The organism is Kitasatospora sp. NPDC098652 (assembly GCF_044760155.1).
Taxonomy (GTDB): Bacteria; Actinomycetota; Actinomycetes; order Streptomycetales; family Streptomycetaceae; genus Kitasatospora.
Window position 1 is genome coordinate 240,266 of sequence record NZ_JBIWAQ010000004.1, and the last position, 21,634, is coordinate 261,899.

Consider the following 21,634-nt stretch of genomic DNA (forward strand, 5'->3'; position numbering starts at 1 on the left):
GGTCGACCCCGCGAAGTCGGGGTCCGGCACACTCAGGCGTGGGCCTTGAGGCCGCGCGCCGCGAACAGCCGGACCTCGGCGCGACGCTCGGCGTGCGCGTCCAGGTCGGACTTGGCCGCCTCCAGCGCGCGCTCGGCACGCGCGACATCGATCTCGTCCGCCAGCTCGGCGATCTCCGCGAGCAGAGACAGCTTGTTGTCGGCGAAGGAGATGAAGCCGCCGTGCACCGCGGCGATGACGGTGCCGCCGTCCACCGTGCGGATGGTGACCGGACCGGTCTCCAGCACGCTCAGCACCGGGGTGTGGCCCGGCATGATGCCGGTGTCACCGGAGGCCGTACGGGCGACGACGATGGTGGCCGCACCGGACCACACCTTGCGGTCGGCTGCGACCAGCTCGACGTGCAGCTCAGCCAACGTGGGCTCCTAGGCTCATGCAACCCCCGATTACTCGGGAGTTTCGGTAAGAATAACGGCCCCGCGCCCCCGGCATGAAACCGGCGGCACGGATTTGACCGGAATCACAGCCGATGTGCCGCGAGGGGTGGTCCCCAGGCTCGGGGGCCACCCCTCACGGTCACTCAGCTGCTACCGGCCGCGACTACTTCTTCGCCAGCTCGGCGGCGTTCTTCTCGAGGTCCTCGATGCCACCGCACATGAAGAAGGCCTGCTCCGGAACGGAGTCGTACTTGCCGTCGGCGATCGAGTTGAAGGCCTCGATGGTCTCCGACAGCGGCACGGTCGAGCCCTCGACACCGGTGAACTGCTTCGCCACGTAGGTGTTCTGCGAGAGGAAGCGCTCGATGCGACGGGCGCGGTGCACCGTGATCTTGTCCTCTTCGGACAGCTCGTCCATACCGAGGATGGCGATGATGTCCTGGAGGTCCTTGTACTTCTGCAGGATCCCCTTGACGCGGATGGCCGTGTCGTAGTGGTTCTGCGCGATGTACCGCGGGTCGAGGATGCGGGACGTGGAGTCCAGCGGGTCGACGGCCGGGTAGATGCCCTTCTCCGAGATCGGGCGCGACAGAACGGTGGTCGCGTCCAGGTGGGCGAAGGTGGTGGCCGGGGCCGGGTCGGTCAGGTCGTCCGCGGGGACGTAGATCGCCTGCATCGAGGTGATCGAGTGACCGCGGGTCGAGGTGATGCGCTCCTGGAGGAGGCCCATCTCGTCGGCCAGGTTCGGCTGGTAGCCCACCGCGGAGGGCATGCGGCCGAGCAGGGTCGACACCTCGGAACCGGCCTGGGTGAACCGGAAGATGTTGTCGATGAAGAGGAGCACGTCCTGCTTCTCGACGTCACGGAAGTACTCCGCCATGGTCAGCGCGGAGAGCGCGACGCGCAGACGGGTGCCCGGCGGCTCGTCCATCTGGCCGAAGACCAGCGCGGTCTTGTCCAGAACGCCCGAGTCGACCATCTCGTCGATGAGGTCGTTGCCCTCACGGGTGCGCTCGCCGACGCCGGCGAACACCGACACACCACCGAAGTTCTCGGCGACGCGGTAGATCATCTCCTGGATCAGAACGGTCTTGCCGACACCGGCACCACCGAACAGACCGATCTTGCCACCCGTGACGTACGGGGTGAGCAGGTCGATGACCTTGATGCCGGTCTCGAACATCTCGGTCTTGGACTCGAGGTCCTTGAAGTCCGGCGCCTTGCGGTGGATCGGCCAGCGGACCTCGACCTGCTTGTCGAACTCCGCCTTGTCGACGTTCAGCACGTCACCGAGGGCGTTGAACACCTTGCCCTTGGTGATCTGGCCGACCGGCACGGAGATCGCGGCACCGGTGTCGGTGACCTGCGAACCGCGGACCAGGCCGTCGGTCGGCTGCATCGAGATGCCGCGGACCAGGCCGTCGCCGAGGTGCTGGGCGACCTCGAGGGTGAGGGTCTTCCTGCCCGTGCCGTCGGGGTTGTCCACCTCGACGTGCAGGGCGTTGTACATCTCCGGAATCGCGTCGACGGGGAACTCCACGTCGACGACCGGGCCGATGACCCGCGCGACGCGGCCCGTCGCCGTGGTCGGCTCAACAGTGGTGGTCATTCTCATTCGCTCCCGCGGCTAGCGTCGGCGAGGGCGTTGGCGCCGCCGACGATCTCGCTGATTTCCTGGGTGATCTCGGCCTGACGGGCCGAGTTGGCAAGCCGCGTGAGCGACTTGATGAGCTCGCCGGCATTGTCCGTCGCGCTCTTCATCGCGCGGCGGCGGGCGGCGTGCTCGGAAGCGGCCGACTGCAGCAGCGCGTTGTAGATCCGGCTCTCGACGTACCGCGGCAGCAGCGCGTCGAGCACGCCCTCCGCCGACGGTTCGAAGTCGTACAGCGGGAAGATCTCCGACTTGGCCGGCGACTGGTCGCTGAGCTGGACCTCGTCCAGCTTGAGCGGCAGCAGCCGCGCCGCGACCGCGTCCTGCGTCAGCATGGACACGAACTCGGTCGAGACCACGTGGAGTTCGTCCACGCCGCCGGTCTCGGCCGTGAAGGCCTCGATCAGCTCGGCCGCCACCATCTTCGCGTCGCCGTAGGTCGGCTTGTCCGAGAAGCCCGTCCACGAGTTCCCCACCGCCAGGTTGCGGAAGGTGTAGTACGACAGACCCTTCCGACCGACGACGTAGGTCACGACGTCCTTGCCCTCGCCGCGCAGGCGCTCGGAGAGCGTCAGCGAGGCCTTGATGGCGTTGGACGAGTAACCGCCGGCCAGGCCGCGGTCCGCCGTGATCAGCAGGACCGCCGCGCGGGTGGCGTTCGGGTTCTCGGTGGTGAGCGGGTGCTTGGCGTTGGACCGGGTGGCCACCGCCGTCACCGCCCGGGTGAGCTCGTCGGCGTACGGAGCGGAGGCCGCCACCGCGCGCTGCGCCTTGCCGATGCGCGCCGCGGAGATCATCTCCATCGCCTTGGTGATCTTCTTCGTCGCGGTGACAGAGCGGATCCGGCGCTTGTAGACCCGAAGCTGTGCTCCCATGGGTCGTTACGTCCTTTCCCTCGCTACCGGACTCAGGCCTGCTCGGAGAGCAGCTTGCCGTCGGCGGTCTGGTAACCCTGCTTGAAGGCCTCGATCGCGCCGGTCAGGGCGTCGACGGTGCCGTCGGCCAGCAGACCGGTCTCGACGATGCCGGCGAGCAGGTCCTTGTGCTGCAGGCGGACGTGGTCCAGGAACTCGCGCTCGAAGCGACGGATCTCGGCGACCGGGACGTCGTCCAGCTTGCCGGTGGTACCGGCCCAGATGGAGACGACCTGCTCCTCGACCGGGAACGGCTGGTACTGGCCCTGCTTGAGCAGCTCGACCATGCGCGCACCGCGCTCCAGCTGGGCCTTGGAGGCCGCGTCCAGGTCGGAGCCGAAGCCGGCGAAGGCCTCCAGCTCACGGTACTGGGCGAGGTCCAGGCGCAGACGGCCGGCGACCGAGCGCATGGCCTTGATCTGGGCGGAGCCACCGACGCGGGAGACCGAGATACCGACGTTCACGGCCGGGCGGATGCCGGCGTTGAACAGGTCGGACTCCAAGAAGCACTGGCCGTCGGTGATGGAGATGACGTTGGTCGGGATGTACGCCGAGACGTCGTTGGCCTTGGTCTCGATGATCGGCAGACCGGTCATCGAGCCGCCGCCCAGGGCGTCGTTCAGCTTCGCGCAGCGCTCCAGCAGGCGGGAGTGCAGGTAGAAGACGTCACCCGGGTAGGCCTCGCGGCCCGGCGGGCGGCGCAGCAGCAGGGAGACGGAACGGTAGGCCTCGGCCTGCTTCGACAGGTCGTCGAAGATGATCAGGACGTGCTTGCCGTCGTACATCCACTCCTGGCCGATGGCCGAACCGGTGTACGGGGCCAGGTACTTGAAACCGGCCGGGTCGGACGCGGGAGCGGCCACGATGGTGGTGTACTCCAGCGCGCCGGCCTCCTCCAGGGCGCCGCGGACGGACGCGATGGTGGAGCCCTTCTGGCCCACGGCGACGTAGATGCAGCGGACCTGCTTCTCCGGGTCGCCCGAGCGCCAGTTGTCGCGCTGGTTGATGATCGTGTCGACGGCCACCGCGGTCTTGCCGGTCTGGCGGTCACCGATGATCAGCTGACGCTGGCCACGGCCGATCGGGGTCATCGCGTCGATGGCCTTGATACCGGTCTGCAGCGGCTGCTTGACCGACTTGCGGGCCATGACGCCGGGGGCCTGCAGCTCAAGGGCGCGACGGCCGGTGGCGGCGATCTCGCCGAGGCCGTCGATCGGGTTGCCCAGCGGGTCCACGACGCGGCCGAGGTAGCCGTCGCCGACCGGAACCGAGAGGACCTCGCCGGTGCGGCGCACGGTCTGGCCCTCTTCGATACCGCCGAACTCACCGAGGACGACGACACCGATCTCGCGGGTGTCGAGGTTCAGCGCGAGGCCGAGCGTGCCGTCCTCGAACTTCAGCAGCTCGTTCGCCATGACCGAGGGCAGGCCCTCGACATGCGCGATGCCGTCCGCCGCGTCAGTGACCGTGCCGACCTCTTCCACAGAAGCGGCGTCCGGCTGGTACGACTGGACAAAGTCGGCCAGCGCGTCCCGGATCTCCTCCGGACGGATCGTAAGCTCCGCCATCAGGCTTCCCTGCTCTCCTAGTTTGCGATCCTCGGCCCGCCGTTGAGGGCCGGCCGCAAGTACTCGACTCTCGGCCGGGTCGTATGAACCGGCCGTACGTTTTGCCGACTCCATGGGGAGCCGGTTTCCCGACCGAGGGTCGGATGGGCTGCTCGGTGCTGCTCGGTGCTGCTCAGCCTTCGAGCGACTGACGAGCGCCTTCGAGGCGGCTCGACACGGTGCCGTCGATGATCTCGTCGCCGATCTGCACCCGCACACCGCCGACGACCTCGGGGTCGACGTCGATGTTCAGGTGGACCTGGCGGCCGTACATCCGGCCCAGAGCACCGGTGAGGCGCTCCTTCTGGGTGTCCGACAGCGGCACCGCGCTGGTGACCAGGGCCACCATGCGGCCGCGGCGCGCGGCGGCGAGCTTCGAGTAGGACTCGAGGCCCTGCTCCAGGCTACGGCCGCGCGGCGCGTTGACGAGGGCGGTGACCAGCCGGACGGTGCCGGCGTTGGCGCGGCCGCCGAGCAGCTTGTTGATCAGCCCGGCCTTCGCGCCGGTGCCGGCCTTCGGCTCGGTGAGCGCGGCGCGCAGCTCGTGCGAGCCGCTGACCACCCGGCCGAAGCGGAACAGCTCGTCCTCGACGTCGTCCAGGGCGCCGGCCTTGTCCGCGGCGATGACCTCGGCGTAGGCGGCGAGCTCCTCGACCGCGTCCACCAGGTCACGCGCACCCGACCAGCGGGATCGGACCAGGCCGGAGACCAGGTCGACGGTCTCGCCGGAGACCTGACCGGTCAGCAGCGAGGTGACCAGCTGGGCCTTGTCCTGCCCCGACCGGGACGGGTCGGTCAGCACGCGGCGCAGCGACACCTCGCGGTCCAGCACGGCCGTGACGGCGGTGAGTTCCTCGGCGAGCTTGGCCGCGTCCACCGAGGTGGAGTCGGTCAGGCTGTCCAGGTTCTGCCGGCCGGCGGCAAGCGCCTCGCGGCTGGCGCCGATCACTTGGCCGCACCCTGAGCCACGGCGGCCTTGGCCTCGAGCTCGTTCAGGAAGCGGTCGATCACGCCGCTCTGCCGGGCGTTGTCCTCGAGGGACTCGCCGACGATGCGGGAAGCCAGCTGGGTGGCCAGCGAACCCACGTCCTGACGCAGGGCGGCAGTCGCCTGCTTCTTGTCGGCCTCGATCTGGGCGTGGCCGGCGGCGACGATGGCCTCGCGCTGACGCTGGCCCTCCTCGCGCATCTCGGCGAGCTGGGCGGCGCCCTGCTCGCGAGCCTGCTCGACGATGCGGGCAGCCTCGTGGCGCGCCTCGGCGAGCTCGGCGCGGTACTGCTCAAGCAGGGCCTGGGCCTCCGCCTGGGCGGCCTCGGCGCGCTCCATGCCGCCTTCGATGGCGTCCCGGCGCTCCGACAGCACCTTCTCGATGCTGGGGAGGAGCTTCTTGCCGAGCAGACCGAAGACGATGAAGAAGCAGAGCAGGCCGATGATGATCTCGGGCCACGCGGGAAGCAGGGGGTTCATCTTCTCCCCCTCCTCCGCGAGCTGTGCCGCGAAACTCATATCTGGACCTTCCTCGAAAGGGTCTACGGCGTGGGAATTACTTGCCGGCGCCGAAGACGAACGGCATGACGATGCCGATGAGGGCGAGCGCCTCGGTCAGCGCGAAGCCGATGAACATGTTGGTGCGGATCAGACCGACAGCCTCGGGCTGACGGGCCATGGCCTGGACACCGTTACCGAAGATGAGACCAACACCGATGCCGGGGCCGATCGCGGCGAGGCCGTAACCGAGGGAGGCGACGGAACCGTAGACCTCAGCGAGGTTCTGCATTTCAGCTTGTCCTTTGCGGGGTGGTGGACCGGTGGTGGTTGGCCACCGGGCGTTCGGGAGGGGTGGCAGCCGGAGCTGCGTGGCTCAGTGCGCCTCTTCCAGGGCACCGGCGATGTAGCTGCTGGCCAGCATCACGAAGATGTAGGCCTGCAGGAACTGGACCAGCAGCTCGAAGGCGGTGAGGCCGACGGCGACCACGAAGGAGGCCGAGCCGTACAGCGCGCCCAGGGTCGGGCTGAGCAGGTACCAGGAGGCGACGGAGAACATCACGACCAGCAGGTGGCCGGCGAACATGTTCGCGAAGGCTCGGACCGCCAGGGTGAAGGGGCGCACGAAGATGTTCGAGAAGAACTCGATCGGGACCAGGATGAACATGACCCAGCCCGGGATGCCCGACGGCCAGCAGAGGTTCTTCATGCCGCCGACGAACCCGTGGGTCTTGAAGGTCAGCGTCATGTAGGTGATCCACACGACCGCGGCCAGACCGGCCGGGAACGCGATCGCCGCCGTCACCGGGAACTGGGCGAACGGGATGATCGACATGATGTTCATCAACCAGATGAAGAAGAACATCGAGACCAGCATCGGGACGTACTTCTCGCCCCGCTTGCCGATCGTCTCCAGCGCGATCGAGCGCTTGACGAAGTCGTAACCGATCTCGGCGACCAGCTGCAGCTTGCCGGGGACCAGGCGCGGCTTGGCGAAGGCGGCCCAGAAGAACACGACGATCAGGAGCGCGACGATGATCGACAGCAGCATCGGCTTGTTGAAGTCGACGCCGCCGACCGAGAAGATCGGCTTGAACTGGAACTCGTTCAGGCCCGGGGCCGGGAAGCCGCAGCCAGCGTCCCCGAAGTGGCAACTGCCTGAGGCGAGCGAGGACGTGAGTTCAGCACTCACCACGGACTCCTTCGTCGTGACGCATGGTTACGGCAACCTCGGTGTGTCGGCGTGGCCTGCGACCACGGAGCGGCACTGGAACTTGATGGGTTTCTCGCCGACCCCGCGCGACGGCGCGCTGCGCGACCACGGGATCATCGAAGACTGCGCGGGTCCGGGGGGCGATCCGTCCAATGTCCGGACAGACCTGGCCTCTTCCCGTACTCCGTTGTTGCGACGGACGATAGCAGCCCGTCAGTGCGGCATAAACACCGCCCCCCTCGTTGGGGGGACAGCTGGGCCTCGTCACTGTTGACGACCCTTGTCGGAGGGCTTGTCACCCTTGCTTTCCGAGGCGTGGGGGTCGACGTAGAACATCTTGGCCTTGAGTGCGCCGCGCACCTGGAAGCCGGTGAAGACCAGCACGCAGCCGATCAACGTGAAGGCGAAGGTCTGCCGGTTGAAGAGCTCGGTGTCCTTGAACACCGCGAGCACGATGCCGACCAGCAGGATCTGGGTGGTGTACACCATCAGCGCCGCGGCCATCATGATCTGCGGGTTCGACCTGGTCAGCCGCTCGAGCGCGAACTGGCCGGAGCTGAAGAAGGCCAGCACCAGGAGGGCGCCGAAGAAAGCGCCGAGCAGGCCCTTCCCACCGGCGACGGCGAAGGAGATCGCCATGGCGATGATCCCGGCGACCGCAGTGGGAATCGCGGCGCCCCGGAGGATCTGGGCGTCGGTGGACGGCATGTCGGCAGCTCCGGCGGCATGTCGATGTGGCGGGGGACGGGCACAGATGGTGGCGGGGTGACACCGGACCGAGTGGCCGCCGCCGGACCGCCCGCGGTGAGCGGCGGATCCGTCGAGGGAGACCGACCAGGGACGGAAGTCCTCCACCTGTCAGGTCTTTCGGCGTGTTCTCGGTACTCGTGAACGGTATCACAAACTATTTGATGAGAGCTTTACCATGAATGTGTGGCTCCTGTCACACCGACGGCGCAACGAATCCGCCGTACGGGTGAGCCCACCTGGCGGATCGTCAACTTCGCTGTCACCGGCGGCCGGTGGCCTTGTGGTGGTCGGTGGACGCGGTGGACCCCCGGCTGGCTTCACCCAGAAGTTGCTTGTCCTTCGCCGACAGTTCGGCCATCGGGGCGGACGGCGAGCGCCGCCGGTACCGCGGCGGGACGAAGGACTGCACCGCCCGGGGCGCCCGCGGCCGGAACCGCGGCGTCAGCAGGACCACCAGGCCGACCAGGCAGAGCCCGGCGAGGGTCAGCACCACCGTGCGGCCGGTGTTGGTCACCGAGAAGGCGACCGTGCCGAAGGCGATCAGCGCGGCCCAGAAGTACATGATCAGCACGGCCCGGCTGTGCGAGTGCCCGACCTGGAGCAGCCGGTGGTGCAGGTGGCGCTTGTCGGCGGCGAACGGGGACTGGCCGGCCCAGGTGCGGCGCACCACCGCGAGCAGTAGGTCGGCCAGCGGCAGCGCGATGACCGTCAGCGGCAGCAGCAGCGGGATGTAGATCGGCACCAGGGTGTGCACGGTGGCGGTCTGCGAGCCGGTCTCGCTGTTGATCAGGTCCGGGTCGACCCGGCCGGTGATCGAGATCGCCGCGACGGCCAGCATCAGGCCGAGCATCATCGAGCCGGAGTCGCCCATGAAGATCCGCGCGGGGTGCATGTTGTGCGCCAGGAAGCCCAGGCACATGCCGATCAGCAGCACGCTGAACAGCACGGCGGGGGCCGCGTCGGAGATCGTGTAGCCGTACCAGAGCCGGTAGCTGTACAGGAAGAAGGCCATCGCGGCGATGCAGACCATGCCGCCCGCCAGGCCGTCCAGTCCGTCGATGAAGTTCACCGCGTTGACCATGACGACGACCAGGGTGACCGAGATGACCATGCCCTGGGTCGGGCTCACCGCGACCGAACCGACGCCGGGCACCGGGAGGCTGATCACCGTGACGCCCTGCCAGACCATCACGCCGGCGGCGATCATCTGGCCGCCCAGCTTGACCAGGGCGTCCACGCCCCACTTGTCGTCCAGCACCCCGAGCAGGAACATGATCCCGGCGCCGGACAACAGCGCGCGGATGTCACTGCCCCCGTTGAACACCTTGCTCAGGTTGTCCAGCTGGGAGGCGACCAGGATGCCCGCGCACAGTCCGCCGAACATCGCGATGCCGCCGAGCCGGGGAGTGGGCTCGCGGTGCACGTCGCGGGCGCGGACCGGGGGCATCGCGCCCGCCGCGATGGCGAACTTCCGGACCGGGCCGGTCAGCAGGTAGGTGACGGCGGCGGTGCAGAACAGCACCAGCAGATACTCACGCACCACTGGCCTCCTGCATCACTGTCGAACGGGGAGGTACCGAAGGTACTCCCCTGCCTTCCCGGGGTTCGAGGTGCGTCGCCACGGCACACACCTTATTGAGTCGGACGCCCGGGACGTGCATCGCGGTTCGCTCTCCCGGGTAGGAGATCCGAATCCCCGCGGACGCCCGGGCCTCAGGCCCGCCCCGCGAAGGCCGCCGCCAGCTCCCGGACCTGCGCCGCGACCGGCCCGGGGGGCTCCCCGGCGAGCAGCCGGCCGATCAGTGCGGCGATCCCGGCCAGCTCCGCCTCCCCCATCCCCTGGCTGGTCACGGTGCCCGTGCCCAGCCTGATCCCGGAGGCGTCGGCGGGCGGCGCCGGGTCGTACGGCAGCGCGCACTTGCCGAGCAGCAACCCGGCCGCCGCGCAGCGTCGTTCGGCCTCCGCACCGGTCACGCCGAGCGGGCTGACGTCGGCGGTCACCAGGTGGGTGTCGGTACCGCCCGTCAGAGGGCGCATTCCGGCCTCTGCGAGCCCCCTGGCGAGCGCCTGCGCCCCGGACACGGTCCGCTGCGCGTACGCCCGGTAGGCGGGCGTCCCGGCCTCCGCGAGGGCCACCGCCTTGCCGGCCACCTCGTTCATCGCCGCGCCGCCCTGGCTGAACGGGAACACCGCCCGGTCGATCCGCTCGGCCAGCTCCGCGGTGGACAGCAGCAGACCGCCGCGCGGGCCGCGCAGCAGCTTGTGGGTGGCGGCCACCGTGACGTCCGCGTACGGCACCGGGGAGGGCGCCACACCGGCCGCGATCAGGCCGGTGGTCTGCGCGACGGAGGCGATCAGATAGGCGTCCACCTCGTCGGCGATCTCCCGGAAGGCCGCCCAGTCCGGGTGCCGGGGGTAGGAGATCGAGCCCGCCACCACGGCCTTCGGGCGGTGCCGCCGGGCCAGCTCGCGCACCTGGTCCAGGTCGATCAGGCCGTCGTCCTCGCGCACGCCGTAGCCGGTGAACTCGAACCAGCGGCCGGAGAAGTTGGCCCGCGAGCCGCAGCTGAGGTGGCCGCCGTGCTCCAGCGACATCGCCAGCACCCCGTCACCGGGCCGCAGCAGCGCCGCGTAGGCCGCGAGCATCGCCGAAGTCGCCGACCGGGGCTGGACGTTGGCGTGCGGCGCGGCGAACAACTCGCGCGCCCGGTCGATCGCCAGCAGCTCCGCGGCGTCCGCCAGCGCGCAGCCGGTGTGGTGCCGGCGGCCGGGGTAGCCCTCGGCGTACTTGTCGATCAGCGGCCCGGTCAGCGCCGCCAGCACGGCGGGCGTGGTCAGGTTCTCCCCCGCCAGCAGCTGGATCGTTTCGGCGCGCCGCTCGGACTCGGCGGCCAGCAGGTCGGCGATCTGCGGATCCGCCCGGTGCAGCGCCTCGGACGCCCACGGGCGCCCCGTCGTCGCGGTCGGGCCGGTCGCGGCATCGGTGACGGTCATGGCAGGGCTCCCGGGCGCGGCAGGGACGGTGCCCCCAGCGTAGGACGGTCGCCCCCGTCCGGCCCGCCGAGAAGGGGCCGTTCGGCCGTCAGCGCGGCGCGGGCAGGCGTCAGCGCGGCGCGGGCACGCCCGTCAGCGCGGTGACCACCGGGTCGACCGCGTGGAATATCTCCTCGCCGCAGTTGCGGAACATGCCGATCGGAGCGCCGTACGGGTCGTCCACCTCGTCGGACTCCGGGGTCGCGGCCAGCAGCCAGCCGCGCAGCGCGGCGGCGGCCCGCACCAGGGCGCGGGCCCGCTCGGTGACGTCGGCGCCGCGGCGCGGGTCGGGCAGGGTGCCCGGGTCGATCGTCCGGACCAGCCGGGTGAACTCCTTCATCGTGAAGGTGCGCAGGCCCGCCTCGTGGCCCATCGAGATCACCTGGGCGCGGTGGTCCAGGGTCGCGGTCAGCACCAGGTCGGCCTCGACCACGTGCTCGTCCAGCAGTTCCCGGCCGGTGAAGCCCCCGCTGTCGGCGCCGTACTCGTCGAGCACGGTCGCCGCGTGGTCCTCCATCGGCGCGCCCACGTGGCCCCAGGTGCCGGCGCTCTCCACCAGGATCCGCCCGGCCACCCGGGGGCTGAGCCGGGTGTCCAGCTCACGCCGGGTGAGCCGCTCGGCGATCGGCGAGCGGCAGATGTTCCCCGTACAGACGAACAGGATCCGGAAGTGGTCCAGCGGCCTGGGACCCACGCTCAGGTACGGCGCTATGCCGGGCCCGTCATGGAGCGAGGCGGTGGGTGTCAACTTCCGGCCTCCAGGTCGGGGACGACCTCCCTCAGCTGCTCGATGCTGATCGCCCCGGCCCGCAGGAGCACGGGCACCTTGCCGGTGACGTCGACGATGGACGAGGCGGTGGCGTGGTCGGCGGTGCCGCCGTCCAGGTAGACCGAGATCGCGTCGCCCAGCTGGGCCTGCGCCTCGTCACAGGTCGCCGGGGACGGGCCGCCGGTCTTGTTGGCGCTGGAGACGGCGAGCGGGCCGGTGCTGTTCAGCAGCTCGATGGCGACCGGGTGCAGCGGCATCCGGACCGCGACGGTGCCGCGGGTCTCGCCGAGGTCCCAGCGCAGCGAGGGCTGGTGCTTGGCGACCAGGGTGAGCCCGCCGGGCCAGAACGCGTCGACCAGCTCCCAGGCCTGCTCGGAGAAGTCGGTGACCAGGCCGTGCAGGGTGGTCGGCGAGCCGACCAGGACGGGCGAGGGCATGTTGCGGCCGCGGCCCTTGGCGGCCAGCAGCTCGCCGACGGCCTCCGGGGAGAAGGCGTCCGCACCGACCCCGTACAGGGTGTCGGTGGGCAGCACGACGAGTTCGCCGCGGCGGATGGCCGATGCGGCCTCGCGCAGGCCGGTGGCGCGGTCCCCGGCGTCGGCACAGTCGTAGCGGCGGCTCATCGGTGCGGTCCCCTTCCGGAAAGGCTCATGACGTTCACGGCGGTGTTCACGACCCGGCCCCGCGGCCGGTCGTACGGTGCTCGATGTTCACGACCCGACCCTGCGGGCGGTCGTGCGGTGCTCGATGTTCACGACCCGACCCTCCGGGCCGTCGTGCGGTGCTCGATGTTCACGACCCGACCCTCCGGGCCGTCGTACGGTGCTCGATGTTCACGACCCGACCCTCCGGGCGGTCGTACGGTGCTCGATGTTCACGACCCGACCCTCCGGGCGGTCGTGAAGCGGGGCCGGTTGTTCAGGTCGCGGTGGTCGGCCGTGTCCGTCCAACCGCGCTCCTCGTTGAAGATCCACGGCACCTGGCCGCCCTGCTGGTCGGCGTGCTCGATCACCACCGCGCCGCCCGGGCGGAGCAGCCGGGCGGCCACCCGCTCGATGCCGCGGATGGTGTCCAGGCCGTCCTCGCCGGAGAACAGGGACATCTGCGGGTCGTGGTCGCGGGCCTCCGGCGCGACGTACTCCCACTCGGTGAGCGGGATGTACGGCGGGTTGGAGATCACCAGGTCGAAGCGGCCGTCCCAGGAGCGGTCGTCCTCGAAGGCCTTGGTGGCGTCACCGGCGTGCAGGGTGACCCTGGCCCGGTCCGGGCTGGCCTCGATGTTGCGCCGGGTGTACTCCAGCGCCCCCGCGTCCAGCTCGAAGGCGTGCACGGTCGAGCGCGGCAGCTCCTGGGCCAGGGCGAGCGCGATGGCGCCCGAGCCGGAGCACAGGTCGACCACCAGCGGCTCGGCGACGTCCATGTCGCGCACCGCGTCTATCGCCCACTCGACGACCGTCTCGGTCTCCGGCCGGGGCACGAACACCCCGGGGCCGACCGCCAGTTCGAGGTAGCGGAAGAACGCCCGCCCGGTGATGTGCTGCAGCGGCTCGCGGGCCTCGCGGCGCGAGACCGCCTCCCAGTAGCGGGCGTCGAAGTCGGCGTCCTGCACGGTGTGCAGCTGGCTGCGCTTGACGTTGTGGACGTAGGCGGCAAGTTCCTCCGCGTCGAAGCGCGGCGACGGCACGCCGGCCGCGGCCAACCGCTGGGTGGCCTGGGCCACCTCGGCGAGCAGCAGGTTCATCCGTACGACCTCATGTTTCTGCGCTCCGGCTTCGGTCTTGCGTCGGGCTGGGGCGCGCCGGTCTCAGTTCTCTTGGGCCGCGGCGAGCTTGGCCGCCGCGTCCTTGTCGACGCAGGACTGGATCACGGCGTTCAGGTCGCCGTCCAGGACCTGGTCCAGGTTGTACGCCTTGAAGCCCGTGCGGTGGTCCGAGATGCGGTTCTCCGGGTAGTTGTACGTCCGGATCCGCTCGGAGCGGTCCACCGTGCGGACCTGGCTGCGACGCGCGTCCGAGGCCTCCCGCTCGGCCTCCTCCTGCGCGGCGGCCAGCAGCCGCGAACGCAGGATGCGCATCGCCTGCTCCTTGTTCTGCAGCTGGCTCTTCTCGTTCTGGCAGGACGCCACGATACCGGTCGGCAGGTGGGTGATCCGGACCGCCGAGTCGGTGGTGTTGACCGACTGGCCGCCCGGGCCGGAGGAGCGGTAGACGTCGATCCGCAGGTCGTTGGCGACGATCTCGACCTCGACCTCCTCCGCCTCGGGGGTGACCAGCACGCCCGCCGCGGAGGTGTGGATGCGGCCCTGCGACTCGGTGGCGGGGACGCGCTGCACGCGGTGCACGCCGCCCTCGTACTTCAACCGGGCCCAGACGCCCTGGCCGGGCTCGGCGCTGCCCTTGGTCTTCACGGCCACCGAGACGTCCTTGTAGCCGCCGAGGTCGGACTCGTTGGAGTCGATGATCTCGGTCTTCCAGCCGATCCGCTCGGCGTAGCGCAGGTACATCCGGAGCAGGTCGCCGGCGAACAGCGCGGACTCCTCGCCGCCCTCGCCCGCCTTGATCTCCAGGATGACGTCCTTGTCGTCGCTCGGGTCGCGCGGGACGAGCAGCAGCCGCAGTTCCTCGGTCAGCTCGTCGCGGCGCGCCTCGGAGTCCTTCACCTCGGAGATGAACTCCGGGTCCTCGGCGGCGAGTTCGCGCGCGGCCTCGATGTCCTCGCCGGCCTGCCGCCACTGCCGGTAGACCCGGGTGATCGGGGTCAGCTCGGCGTACCGCTTGGCCAGCTTGCGGGCGTTGTTCTGGTCCGCGTGGACCGACGGGTCGGCCAGCCTCGTCTCGAGGTCGGCGTGCTCGACGAGGAGCTCTTCGACTGCCTCGAACATGGGGTGGCCTTCTTCCCGGGGACTCGGAACGTGCGGGGGGGGTGCGGAACGGGGCGGAGCTGCGCGGTTCGCGCTGGGACGCGAACGGCGCCGGCCCCCTGCGCCCCCGACAACGAGTAGGGGGCACCGGGAACCGGCGCCGAGGGAGCGCTAGGCCTTCGCGCTGTGCTGCTTGCCGAAGCGGGCCTCGAAGCGGGCCACGCGGCCACCGGTGTCGAGGATCTTCTGCTTGCCGGTGTAGAACGGGTGGCACTGCGAGCAGACCTCGGCGCGGATCTCGCCACTGGTCTCGGTCGAGCGGGTGGTGAACTCGGCGCCGCAGGTGCAGGTCACGCGGGTGACCACGTACTCCGGGTGAACGTTGGACTTCAAGGGGTTCTCCTAGTTTTCGGGAGGGCACCGGGTCGGCGGCTGGGAATGCCGCACGTGAACCGGGACCGACGGACCAGTCTGCCAGGACCGGCCGCATCTTCCCAAACCGGGTCCCGCCGCGGCTTATTCCGGGGGACGTCGGGCCGACGGCTCAGCGGGCCGCGGTGGGCTTCACGGACGGCTTCACGGTCGGCTTCACGGACTGCCCGGCGGCGCCCGTCGTCGGGGCCGTGGGGGCCGCCTGGGCGGGGTTCTCCGGCTGGGCCGAGACCACCGCCTGCGGGAGGGGCTGGTCCGCCCTGAGCGCCGCCCAGAGGCTCCCGGCCTGCGGCTGCTGCTCGACCACCCGGTTGGGGTCGCTGGGCGCGGTCACCACCGGCAGGGTGACCATGCTCAGCTGGTCCGGCCCGATCCCCTTGAGCTCCTGCACGAGCCCGACCAGGGAGTTCACCGAGCCGAGCGCGGAGTCGGTGGTGACGCTCTTGGTCATGGTGTCGCCGATCGACCACAGCTTGACCGGGTTGGAGAACAGCCCGAGCCCGCCGGCCTGCTGGAGCAGCGACTTGACCATCTGCTTCTGCAGCTCGATCCGGCCGAGGTCGCTGCCGTCGCCGACGCCGTGCCGGGTGCGCACGAAGGCCAGCGCCTGCTGTCCGTCCAGATGGTGCTGGCCCGCCGGCAGGTCGAGCCCGCTGTCCTTGTCGTGGATGGCCACCGTGGTGGTCACGGTGGCCCCGCCTATCGCGTCCACGACCCGGGCGAAGCCGGCGAAGTCCACCTGGAGGTAGTGGTCCATCCGCAGCCCGGTGAGCTGCTCGGTGGTCTTGACGGCGCAGGCCGCGCCGCCCGCCTCGAAGGCGCTGTTGTACATCGCGCGCTTGGCCGCCGGGACGGTCTTGCCGGCGCCGTCGGTGCACTGCGGGCGGTCGACCAGGGTGTCGCGCGGGATCGAGACGACCGAGGCCCTGGAGTGGTCCTGGTAGACGTGGACCACCATCGCGGTGTCGGAGCGGGCGGAGTCGCCGGTGTCCCCGCCGGCCAGGTCGCCGTTCTCGCCGACCCGCGAGTCGGAGCCCAGCACCAGGATGTTGAAGGAGCCGTCGGTGGCGGCCGGGGGCCGGGCGTCGCCGAGCCGGGAGTCGATGTCGACGCTCTTGATGTTGCCGTTGAGCTTCAGGTACGCGTACGCCCCCGCGCCGCCGCCGGCGACGACGAGCGCGGCGACCGCGCAGGCGGACCACCGCAGGACCTTGCGGCGGCGACTCGGGACCCTCTTGTGCTCGGCCATACGGTCCAGAGTAAATCGGACAAGAAGATCAAATAGTCCCAAGCTGTCCCAACTCTGGAACAAAGCGGCCACGGACGCACGGAACCCCGGACCGCTCGCGCGATCCGGGGTTCCGTGCTGTGCAGCCGGTCCGACTACGGTCAGTCGCCCGAGCCGGGGGTGGTCTTGGCGATCTGCATCAGGAACTCGGCGTTGCTCTTGGTCTGCTTCATCTTGTCCAGGAGCAGCTCGATCGCCTGCTGCGAGTCGAGCGCGTGCAGCACCCGGCGCAGCTTCCAGACGATGGCCAGCTCCTCGCTGCCGAGCAGGATCTCCTCCTTGCGGGTGCTGGAGGCGTCCACGTCGACGGCCGGGAAGATGCGCTTGTCCGAGAGCTTCCGGTCGAGCTTGAGCTCCATGTTGCCGGTGCCCTTGAACTCCTCGAAGATCACCTCGTCCATCCGCGAGCCGGTCTCGACCAGCGCGGTGGCCAGGATGGTCAGCGAGCCGCCGTTCTCGATGTTGCGCGCGGCACCGAAGAACTTCTTCGGCGGGTACAGCGCGGTCGAGTCGACACCACCGGACAGGATGCGGCCGGAGGCCGGCGCCGCCAGGTTGTAGGCGCGGCCCAGGCGGGTGATCGAGTCCAGCAGGATGACCACGTCGTGGCCCAGCTCGACCAGGCGCTTGGCGCGCTCGATGGCCAGCTCGGCGACGGTGGTGTGGTCCTCGGCCGGGCGGTCGAAGGTCGAGGAGATGACCTCGCCCTTGACCGACCGCTGCATGTCGGTGACCTCTTCCGGACGCTCGTCGACCAGGACGACCATCAGGTGGCACTCGGGGTTGTTGTGGGTGATCGCGTTGGCGACCGCCTGGAGCACCATGGTCTTGCCGGTCTTCGGCGGCGCGACGATCAGACCGCGCTGGCCCTTGCCGATCGGCGACACCAGGTCGATGATCCGGGTGGTCAGCACGCCCGGGTCGGTCTCCAGGCGCAGCCGCTCCTGCGGGTACAGCGGGGTGAGCTTGTTGAACTCGGGGCGGCCGCGGCCGGTCTCCGGGTCCATGCCGTTGACGGAGTCCAGCCGCACCATGGCGTTGAACTTCTCGCGGCGCTCGCCCTCGCGCGGCTGGCGCACGGCACCGGTGATGGCGTCACCCTTGCGCAGGCCGTTCTTGCGGACCTGGGCGAGCGAGACGTAGACGTCGTTCTGGCCCGGCAGGTAGCCGGAGGTGCGCACGAAGGCGTAGTTGTCCAGGATGTCGAGGATGCCCGCGACCGGGATCAGGACGTCGTCCTCGCCGATCTGGGTCTCGACCGGACCGGCCTCGAAGCCCTCGCGGCCACGACGGCCCCGACGGTCGCGGTAACGGCCCCGACGGCCGCGACGGCCCTCGCCGAACTCGTCGTCGTCGTAGCCGCCCTGCTGGGCCTGCGGCTGCTGGGCCTGCTGGCCCTGGCCGCCCTCGCGGCGCTGCTGGCCGTCGCCCTGGCCCTGCTGCTGGCCCTGCTGGCCCTGGCGGTCGGTGCGCTCGCGGCGGTTGCGGCGGTCGCGACGCGACTCGCGGCCGTCGGCGTCCTGCCCGGCCTGGGCCTCGCCGGCGTCCTGGCGCTCGGTGCGCTCCGTGCGCTCGCCGCCGTCCCGGCGGTCACGGCGCTCGCGGCGGTCGCGACGGGTCTCGCGACCCTCCTCGCGGCCTTCGAAGGCGCGGGTCTCGGCCGGACGGTCGGCCTGCTTGGGCTCGGCCACCGCGACGGTGGCGGCCTCGGCGACGGTCTCCGCGGCCGCGACGGGCGCGGTCGGGGCGCCGGCGGCCGAGGTGGCGCGGCGGCGGGTGCGCTCGGCACGGGCCGGCGCGGCGGTCTCGGCGGCGGCCTGGACCGGGATCTCGATCTGGGCCTGCGGCTCGGCGGCCGGGGCCGCGGCAGCGGCGGCGGCCTTGGTGCGGCGGGCCGGCTTCTCGGCCGGGGCCTCGGCGTCCGCCTTGGCGGCGGTGCGCTTGGCGGCCGGGGCGCCACCGGCGGCGAGCAGCGGGTCCCCGCCGCTCTTCTCCTTGATGGTCTCGATCAGCTGGCTCTTGCGCATGCGTCCGGTACCGGTGATGCCCAGGTCCGCGGCGAGCTTCTGCAGCTCGGCGAGGACCATCCCGTCCAGGCCCGCGGCGGCACTGCGGCGGCGGCGGGCCGGGGCAGCGGGGGCGGCGGTCGCGTCCGACGCTTCGGCGTCCGGGCGCGCGCCCATCAGATCGGTGGAGTCGCTCACTAAGGGTCCTTCCCTGGAGCGGACGTCGGCCTGTCTGGCTCGGCGACCGGTTGTGCTGTCCTGACCAACGCTCGACTGCGTCGGTCCGAGGCGGTGATCCCTCGAATGGCGGGAGCCCGTCGAGGGAGAGCTGCGAGGTGCGGTGCGTGAAGCACGGTGGTGCTGAGGTGGCGCGTGGGCCGGTCGTGGGTCGACCTCCCCAGAGGGCGTTGCGCCCACGCTGCCTGCGAATCCCGGGCCCCCGTCGCGTGACGGTGGCCCGCGCTCCGCCCGTCCTGGCCTCCAGGTGGGAGACCGCGGGTGGGAGTCAGGTGCCGTCACGGCTTCGGGATGCGACCGCTTGTCGCGCAGGCAGGCTGCGTACGCGCTGCGGTGGGCTCCCGGAGAATCGTCGCCCCGGACATCGCGGCGGTTCCACGGCAGTGGAACGCTGGGATCGGGACGCGGCGCACCTAGCCCCGGAGGGCACCTGGTGCAGCAATGAGGTTAACACTACCGACCCCCTCAGACATTCCCCGACCTCGAGCTTGCCAATCGTGTCCGGACGGCCCGGCTCCACGCCGGGCCGAACCGGCAGCTCAGACGCCCAGCGGAAGCACGGTGGCCCCGGTGCGGTCGACCTCGAGCCGGTGCGCGGCGAACGCCGGATCGCCGCCGTGGCCGTGGTGCCCGGCGAAGGAGAGCACCTTGTCGACGCCCGCCTCGTCGGTGAGCGCCAGCACGGTCGGGCCGGCCCCGGAGATGACCGCGGGGACGCCCTCCGCGCGCAGCGCGCCGACCAGCGCGGCGCTGTCCGGCATGGCGGAGGCGCGGTAGTCCTGGTGCAGCCGGTCCTCGGTGGCGGCGAGGAGCAGTTCGGGGCGCCTGGTCAGGGCCTCCACCAGCAGCGCGGAGCGGCCCGCGTTGACGGCGGCGTCGGCCAGCGGGACGGTCTTCGGCAGCAGGCCGCGGGCGGTCTCGGTGAGCACCTCGCCGGCCGGCACGAACACCACCGGGACGACCTGCCCGGAGGGCTCCAGGGCGACCGCCTTGGCCGACTCCTCGTCGGTCCAGGCGATGGTGAAGTTGCCGCGCAGGCAGGCCGCGACGTTGTCCGGGTGGCCCTCCAGCTCGGAGGCGAGGGCCAGCAGCGCGTCGTCGTCCAGCGCGGACGGGCCGCCGATGGTGACGGCGCGGGCGGCCACGATGCCGGCGCAGATGGCGGCCGAGGAGGAGCCCAGGCCGCGGCCGTGCGGTATCCGGTTGGCACAGACCACTTCGAGGCCGCGCGGCTGGCCGCCGAGCCAGTCGAAGGCGGCCCGCATCGAGCGGACCAGCAGGTGGCGCTCGTCCCGCGGCAGCGTCTGCGCGCCCTCACCGGCGATGTCGACGGAGAGGCCGGAGTCGGAGACCCGGACGACGACGTCGTCGTACAGACCCAGCGCGAGCCCGAAGGCGTCGAAGCCCGGGCCGAGGTTGGCGCTGGTCGCGGGAACCCGGACCCGGACGGCGGCGGCACGGAACGCAGGACCGGCCATGCGGTGGACTCTCCTGGGGAAATCGGGCGGCGCGGAGCGCGTCGTCGGTGCGAGGTGGGGAAAGGGCCGCGGGCCCCTCGGGCCTGGCGGTCGCTGTCGTCGGCGCGGCCCGTACCAGGACGGGCCCGGGGCATGTGCCACACGGCCGGACCCAGAGTATCGAAGAGAGGTTCCCCAGTGGTACACCCCGTGGGCCTTCGATCTGGTGTGTTGCCGGTTCTGGCCGGAATGCGCACCCCCCGCGGTCAGGGAACGGGGTGGAATCGGATCGGAATGCGCCGCGGAATTGACACAAAAGTGTCACCGGAGAACTTCGACGGGCCGACCCCCGAAAGGGTCGGCCCGTCGCAGTGTCAGGCCCCGCCGTCAGTCCAGCAGTCCGAGCCGCCGGGCCGCGGCCTCCGGGTCGACCGGGACGACCTGCGGCTGCGGCGCACCGGCCACCGCCCAGTCCGGGTCCTTGAGGCCGTTGCCGGTCACCGTGCAGACGATCCGCTGGCCCGGGTCGACCAGTCCGGCCTCCGCCTTGGCCAGCAGGCCGGCCACCGAGGCGGCCGAGGCGGGCTCCACGAAGACGCCCTCCTGTGCGGCCAACAGCCGGTAGGCGGCGAGGATCTGACGGTCCGTCACCTTGTCGATGAGGCCGCCGGACTCGTCCCGCGCGGCGAGCGCGAAGTCCCAGGAGGCCGGGTTGCCGATCCGGATCGCGGTGGCGATGGTCTGCGGCTTGAGGACGGGCGCGCCGTCCACGATCGGGGCCGAGCCGGCGGCCTGGAAGCCCCACATCCGCGGGGTGCGGGCGGCCATCCCGTCGGCGGCGTACTCCCGGTAGCCCTTCCAGTAGGCCGTGATGTTGCCCGCGTTGCCGACCGGCAGGACGTGGATGTCCGGGGCGTCGCCGAGCATGTCGACGATCTCGAAGGCCGCCGTCTTCTGGCCCTCGATCCGCACCGGGTTCACCGAGTTGACCAGCGCCACCGGGTACTTCTCGGACAGTTCGCGGGCGAGCGTCAGGCAGTCGTCGAAGTTCCCGTCGACCTGGAGGATCTTCGCGCCGTGCACCAGCGCCTGGCCCATCTTGCCCAGGGCGATCTTGCCCTGCGGGACGAGCACGGCGCAGACCATCCCGGCCCGCACCGCGTAGGCGGCGGCGGAGGCCGAGGTGTTGCCGGTGGAGGCGCAGATGACGGCCTGGGCGCCCTCCTCCTTGGCCTTGGAGATGGCCATCGTCATCCCGCGGTCCTTGAAGGAACCGGTCGGGTTGGCGCCCTCGACCTTGAGGTAGACCTCGCAGCCGGTGCGCTCGGAGAGCACCTGGGCCGGTACCAGGGGCGTGCCGCCCTCCAGCAGGGTGACCACCGGGGTGGCCGCGGTGACCGGCAGGCGGTCCCGGTACTCCTCGATCAGGCCGCGCCACTGGTGGGTGTGCGCGCCTCGGACGACGTTCTCGGCAACGGCGTTCATGGCTGGTTCC

Annotated in this window: 20 protein-coding genes; all 20 read right to left on the minus strand. The window is 70.9% G+C overall.

Going from position 1 to position 21,634, the window contains the following annotated elements; all coding sequences use genetic code 11:
- Positions 1 to 32 precede the first annotated feature (32 nt).
- A complete protein-coding gene (locus ACIQWA_RS11840; RefSeq protein ID WP_360233637.1) occupies positions 33 to 416 on the minus strand; it encodes a F0F1 ATP synthase subunit epsilon in 384 nt (127 codons plus the stop codon).
- 184 nt (positions 417 to 600) lie between these two features.
- The gene (gene atpD / locus ACIQWA_RS11845; protein ID WP_402481171.1) at positions 601 to 2,046 is read right to left on the minus strand and encodes a F0F1 ATP synthase subunit beta; all 1,446 of its coding nucleotides are present in this window, start codon (positions 2,044 to 2,046) and stop codon (positions 601 to 603) included.
- 2 nt (positions 2,047 to 2,048) lie between these two features.
- Positions 2,049 to 2,963, minus strand: coding sequence for a F0F1 ATP synthase subunit gamma (locus ACIQWA_RS11850; protein WP_360233631.1), 915 nt, complete (start codon positions 2,961 to 2,963; stop codon positions 2,049 to 2,051).
- 32 nt (positions 2,964 to 2,995) lie between these two features.
- Positions 2,996 to 4,570 carry a F0F1 ATP synthase subunit alpha gene (gene atpA, locus ACIQWA_RS11855; RefSeq protein ID WP_360233628.1) on the minus strand — a complete coding sequence of 525 codons (1,575 nt, stop codon included), beginning with the start codon at positions 4,568 to 4,570 and terminating at the stop codon, positions 2,996 to 2,998.
- Positions 4,571 to 4,742: 172 nt separating this feature from the next.
- The gene (locus ACIQWA_RS11860; protein ID WP_402481174.1) at positions 4,743 to 5,558 is read right to left on the minus strand and encodes a F0F1 ATP synthase subunit delta; all 816 of its coding nucleotides are present in this window, start codon (positions 5,556 to 5,558) and stop codon (positions 4,743 to 4,745) included.
- Positions 5,555 to 6,115, minus strand: coding sequence for a F0F1 ATP synthase subunit B (locus tag ACIQWA_RS11865; RefSeq protein WP_360233623.1), 561 nt, complete (start codon positions 6,113 to 6,115; stop codon positions 5,555 to 5,557). The genes ACIQWA_RS11860 and ACIQWA_RS11865 overlap by 4 nt, the downstream gene beginning before the upstream one ends.
- 37 nt (positions 6,116 to 6,152) lie before the next feature.
- Complete coding sequence (gene atpE, locus ACIQWA_RS11870) at positions 6,153 to 6,386, minus strand: ATP synthase F0 subunit C (protein ID WP_360233620.1); 234 nt, start codon at positions 6,384 to 6,386, stop codon at positions 6,153 to 6,155.
- An 84-nt stretch (positions 6,387 to 6,470) separates the two neighbouring features.
- Positions 6,471 to 7,286 carry a F0F1 ATP synthase subunit A gene (gene atpB / locus ACIQWA_RS11875; protein ID WP_360233617.1) on the minus strand — a complete coding sequence of 272 codons (816 nt, stop codon included), beginning with the start codon at positions 7,284 to 7,286 and terminating at the stop codon, positions 6,471 to 6,473.
- A gap of 285 nt (positions 7,287 to 7,571) precedes the next feature.
- Complete coding sequence (locus ACIQWA_RS11880; protein ID WP_402481178.1) at positions 7,572 to 8,015, minus strand: hypothetical protein; 444 nt, start codon at positions 8,013 to 8,015, stop codon at positions 7,572 to 7,574.
- 301 nt (positions 8,016 to 8,316) lie between these two features.
- Positions 8,317 to 9,597 (minus strand): MraY family glycosyltransferase, encoded by a 1,281-nt coding sequence (locus ACIQWA_RS11885; RefSeq protein WP_360233611.1) that lies wholly within the window; start codon positions 9,595 to 9,597, stop codon positions 8,317 to 8,319.
- A gap of 173 nt (positions 9,598 to 9,770) precedes the next feature.
- The gene (gene glyA / locus ACIQWA_RS11890; RefSeq protein WP_360233608.1) at positions 9,771 to 11,051 is read right to left on the minus strand and encodes a serine hydroxymethyltransferase; all 1,281 of its coding nucleotides are present in this window, start codon (positions 11,049 to 11,051) and stop codon (positions 9,771 to 9,773) included.
- A 109-nt stretch (positions 11,052 to 11,160) separates the two neighbouring features.
- A complete protein-coding gene (locus ACIQWA_RS11895) occupies positions 11,161 to 11,802 on the minus strand; it encodes a protein-tyrosine-phosphatase (RefSeq protein WP_360233710.1) in 642 nt (213 codons plus the stop codon).
- Positions 11,803 to 11,834: 32 nt separating this feature from the next.
- Positions 11,835 to 12,482, minus strand: a complete 648-nt coding sequence (locus ACIQWA_RS11900; RefSeq protein WP_360233605.1) for an L-threonylcarbamoyladenylate synthase — start codon at positions 12,480 to 12,482, stop codon at positions 11,835 to 11,837.
- A gap of 251 nt (positions 12,483 to 12,733) precedes the next feature.
- Positions 12,734 to 13,600 carry a peptide chain release factor N(5)-glutamine methyltransferase gene (gene prmC, locus ACIQWA_RS11905; protein ID WP_360233602.1) on the minus strand — a complete coding sequence of 289 codons (867 nt, stop codon included), beginning with the start codon at positions 13,598 to 13,600 and terminating at the stop codon, positions 12,734 to 12,736.
- 63 nt (positions 13,601 to 13,663) lie between these two features.
- Positions 13,664 to 14,740 carry a peptide chain release factor 1 gene (prfA, locus tag ACIQWA_RS11910; RefSeq protein ID WP_402481183.1) on the minus strand — a complete coding sequence of 359 codons (1,077 nt, stop codon included), beginning with the start codon at positions 14,738 to 14,740 and terminating at the stop codon, positions 13,664 to 13,666.
- Between the two features lie 150 nt (positions 14,741 to 14,890).
- On the minus strand, positions 14,891 to 15,112 hold the full coding sequence (rpmE, locus tag ACIQWA_RS11915; RefSeq protein ID WP_030235761.1) for a 50S ribosomal protein L31: 222 nt from the start codon (positions 15,110 to 15,112) through the stop codon (positions 14,891 to 14,893).
- A 151-nt stretch (positions 15,113 to 15,263) separates the two neighbouring features.
- Positions 15,264 to 16,400 (minus strand): LCP family protein, encoded by a 1,137-nt coding sequence (locus ACIQWA_RS11920; RefSeq protein ID WP_402481186.1) that lies wholly within the window; start codon positions 16,398 to 16,400, stop codon positions 15,264 to 15,266.
- A gap of 140 nt (positions 16,401 to 16,540) precedes the next feature.
- Entirely contained in the window at positions 16,541 to 18,643 is a 2,103-nt protein-coding gene (rho, locus tag ACIQWA_RS11925) for a transcription termination factor Rho (protein WP_402481188.1), read from the minus strand.
- Positions 18,644 to 19,221: 578 nt separating this feature from the next.
- The gene (gene thrB / locus ACIQWA_RS11930; RefSeq protein ID WP_402481190.1) at positions 19,222 to 20,160 is read right to left on the minus strand and encodes a homoserine kinase; all 939 of its coding nucleotides are present in this window, start codon (positions 20,158 to 20,160) and stop codon (positions 19,222 to 19,224) included.
- A gap of 366 nt (positions 20,161 to 20,526) precedes the next feature.
- Positions 20,527 to 21,624, minus strand: a complete 1,098-nt coding sequence (gene thrC, locus ACIQWA_RS11935) for a threonine synthase (RefSeq protein ID WP_402481193.1) — start codon at positions 21,622 to 21,624, stop codon at positions 20,527 to 20,529.
- Positions 21,625 to 21,634: the final 10 nt, after the last annotated feature.

Bases quoted from the DNA above. Each gene is read 5' to 3' on its own strand.
- ACIQWA_RS11900 (WP_360233605.1), bottom strand. From the start codon at position 12,482: ATGAGCCGCCGCTACGACTGTGCCGACGCCGGGGACCGCGCCACCGGC.
- ACIQWA_RS11920 (WP_402481186.1), bottom strand. From the start codon at position 16,400: ATGGCCGAGCACAAGAGGGTCCCGAGTCGCCGCCGCAAGGTCCTGCGG.
- atpE (WP_360233620.1), bottom strand. From the start codon at position 6,386: ATGCAGAACCTCGCTGAGGTCTACGGTTCCGTCGCCTCCCTCGGTTAC.
- prmC (WP_360233602.1), bottom strand. From the start codon at position 13,600: ATGAACCTGCTGCTCGCCGAGGTGGCCCAGGCCACCCAGCGGTTGGCC.
- atpA (WP_360233628.1), bottom strand. From the start codon at position 4,570: ATGGCGGAGCTTACGATCCGTCCGGAGGAGATCCGGGACGCGCTGGCC.
- ACIQWA_RS11850 (WP_360233631.1), bottom strand. From the start codon at position 2,963: ATGGGAGCACAGCTTCGGGTCTACAAGCGCCGGATCCGCTCTGTCACC.
- atpD (WP_402481171.1), bottom strand. From the start codon at position 2,046: ATGACCACCACTGTTGAGCCGACCACGGCGACGGGCCGCGTCGCGCGG.
- ACIQWA_RS11880 (WP_402481178.1), bottom strand. From the start codon at position 8,015: ATGCCGTCCACCGACGCCCAGATCCTCCGGGGCGCCGCGATTCCCACT.
- thrB (WP_402481190.1), bottom strand. From the start codon at position 20,160: ATGGCCGGTCCTGCGTTCCGTGCCGCCGCCGTCCGGGTCCGGGTTCCC.
- prfA (WP_402481183.1), bottom strand. From the start codon at position 14,740: ATGTTCGAGGCAGTCGAAGAGCTCCTCGTCGAGCACGCCGACCTCGAG.
- ACIQWA_RS11865 (WP_360233623.1), bottom strand. From the start codon at position 6,115: ATGAGTTTCGCGGCACAGCTCGCGGAGGAGGGGGAGAAGATGAACCCC.
- glyA (WP_360233608.1), bottom strand. From the start codon at position 11,051: ATGACCGTCACCGATGCCGCGACCGGCCCGACCGCGACGACGGGGCGC.
- thrC (WP_402481193.1), bottom strand. From the start codon at position 21,624: ATGAACGCCGTTGCCGAGAACGTCGTCCGAGGCGCGCACACCCACCAG.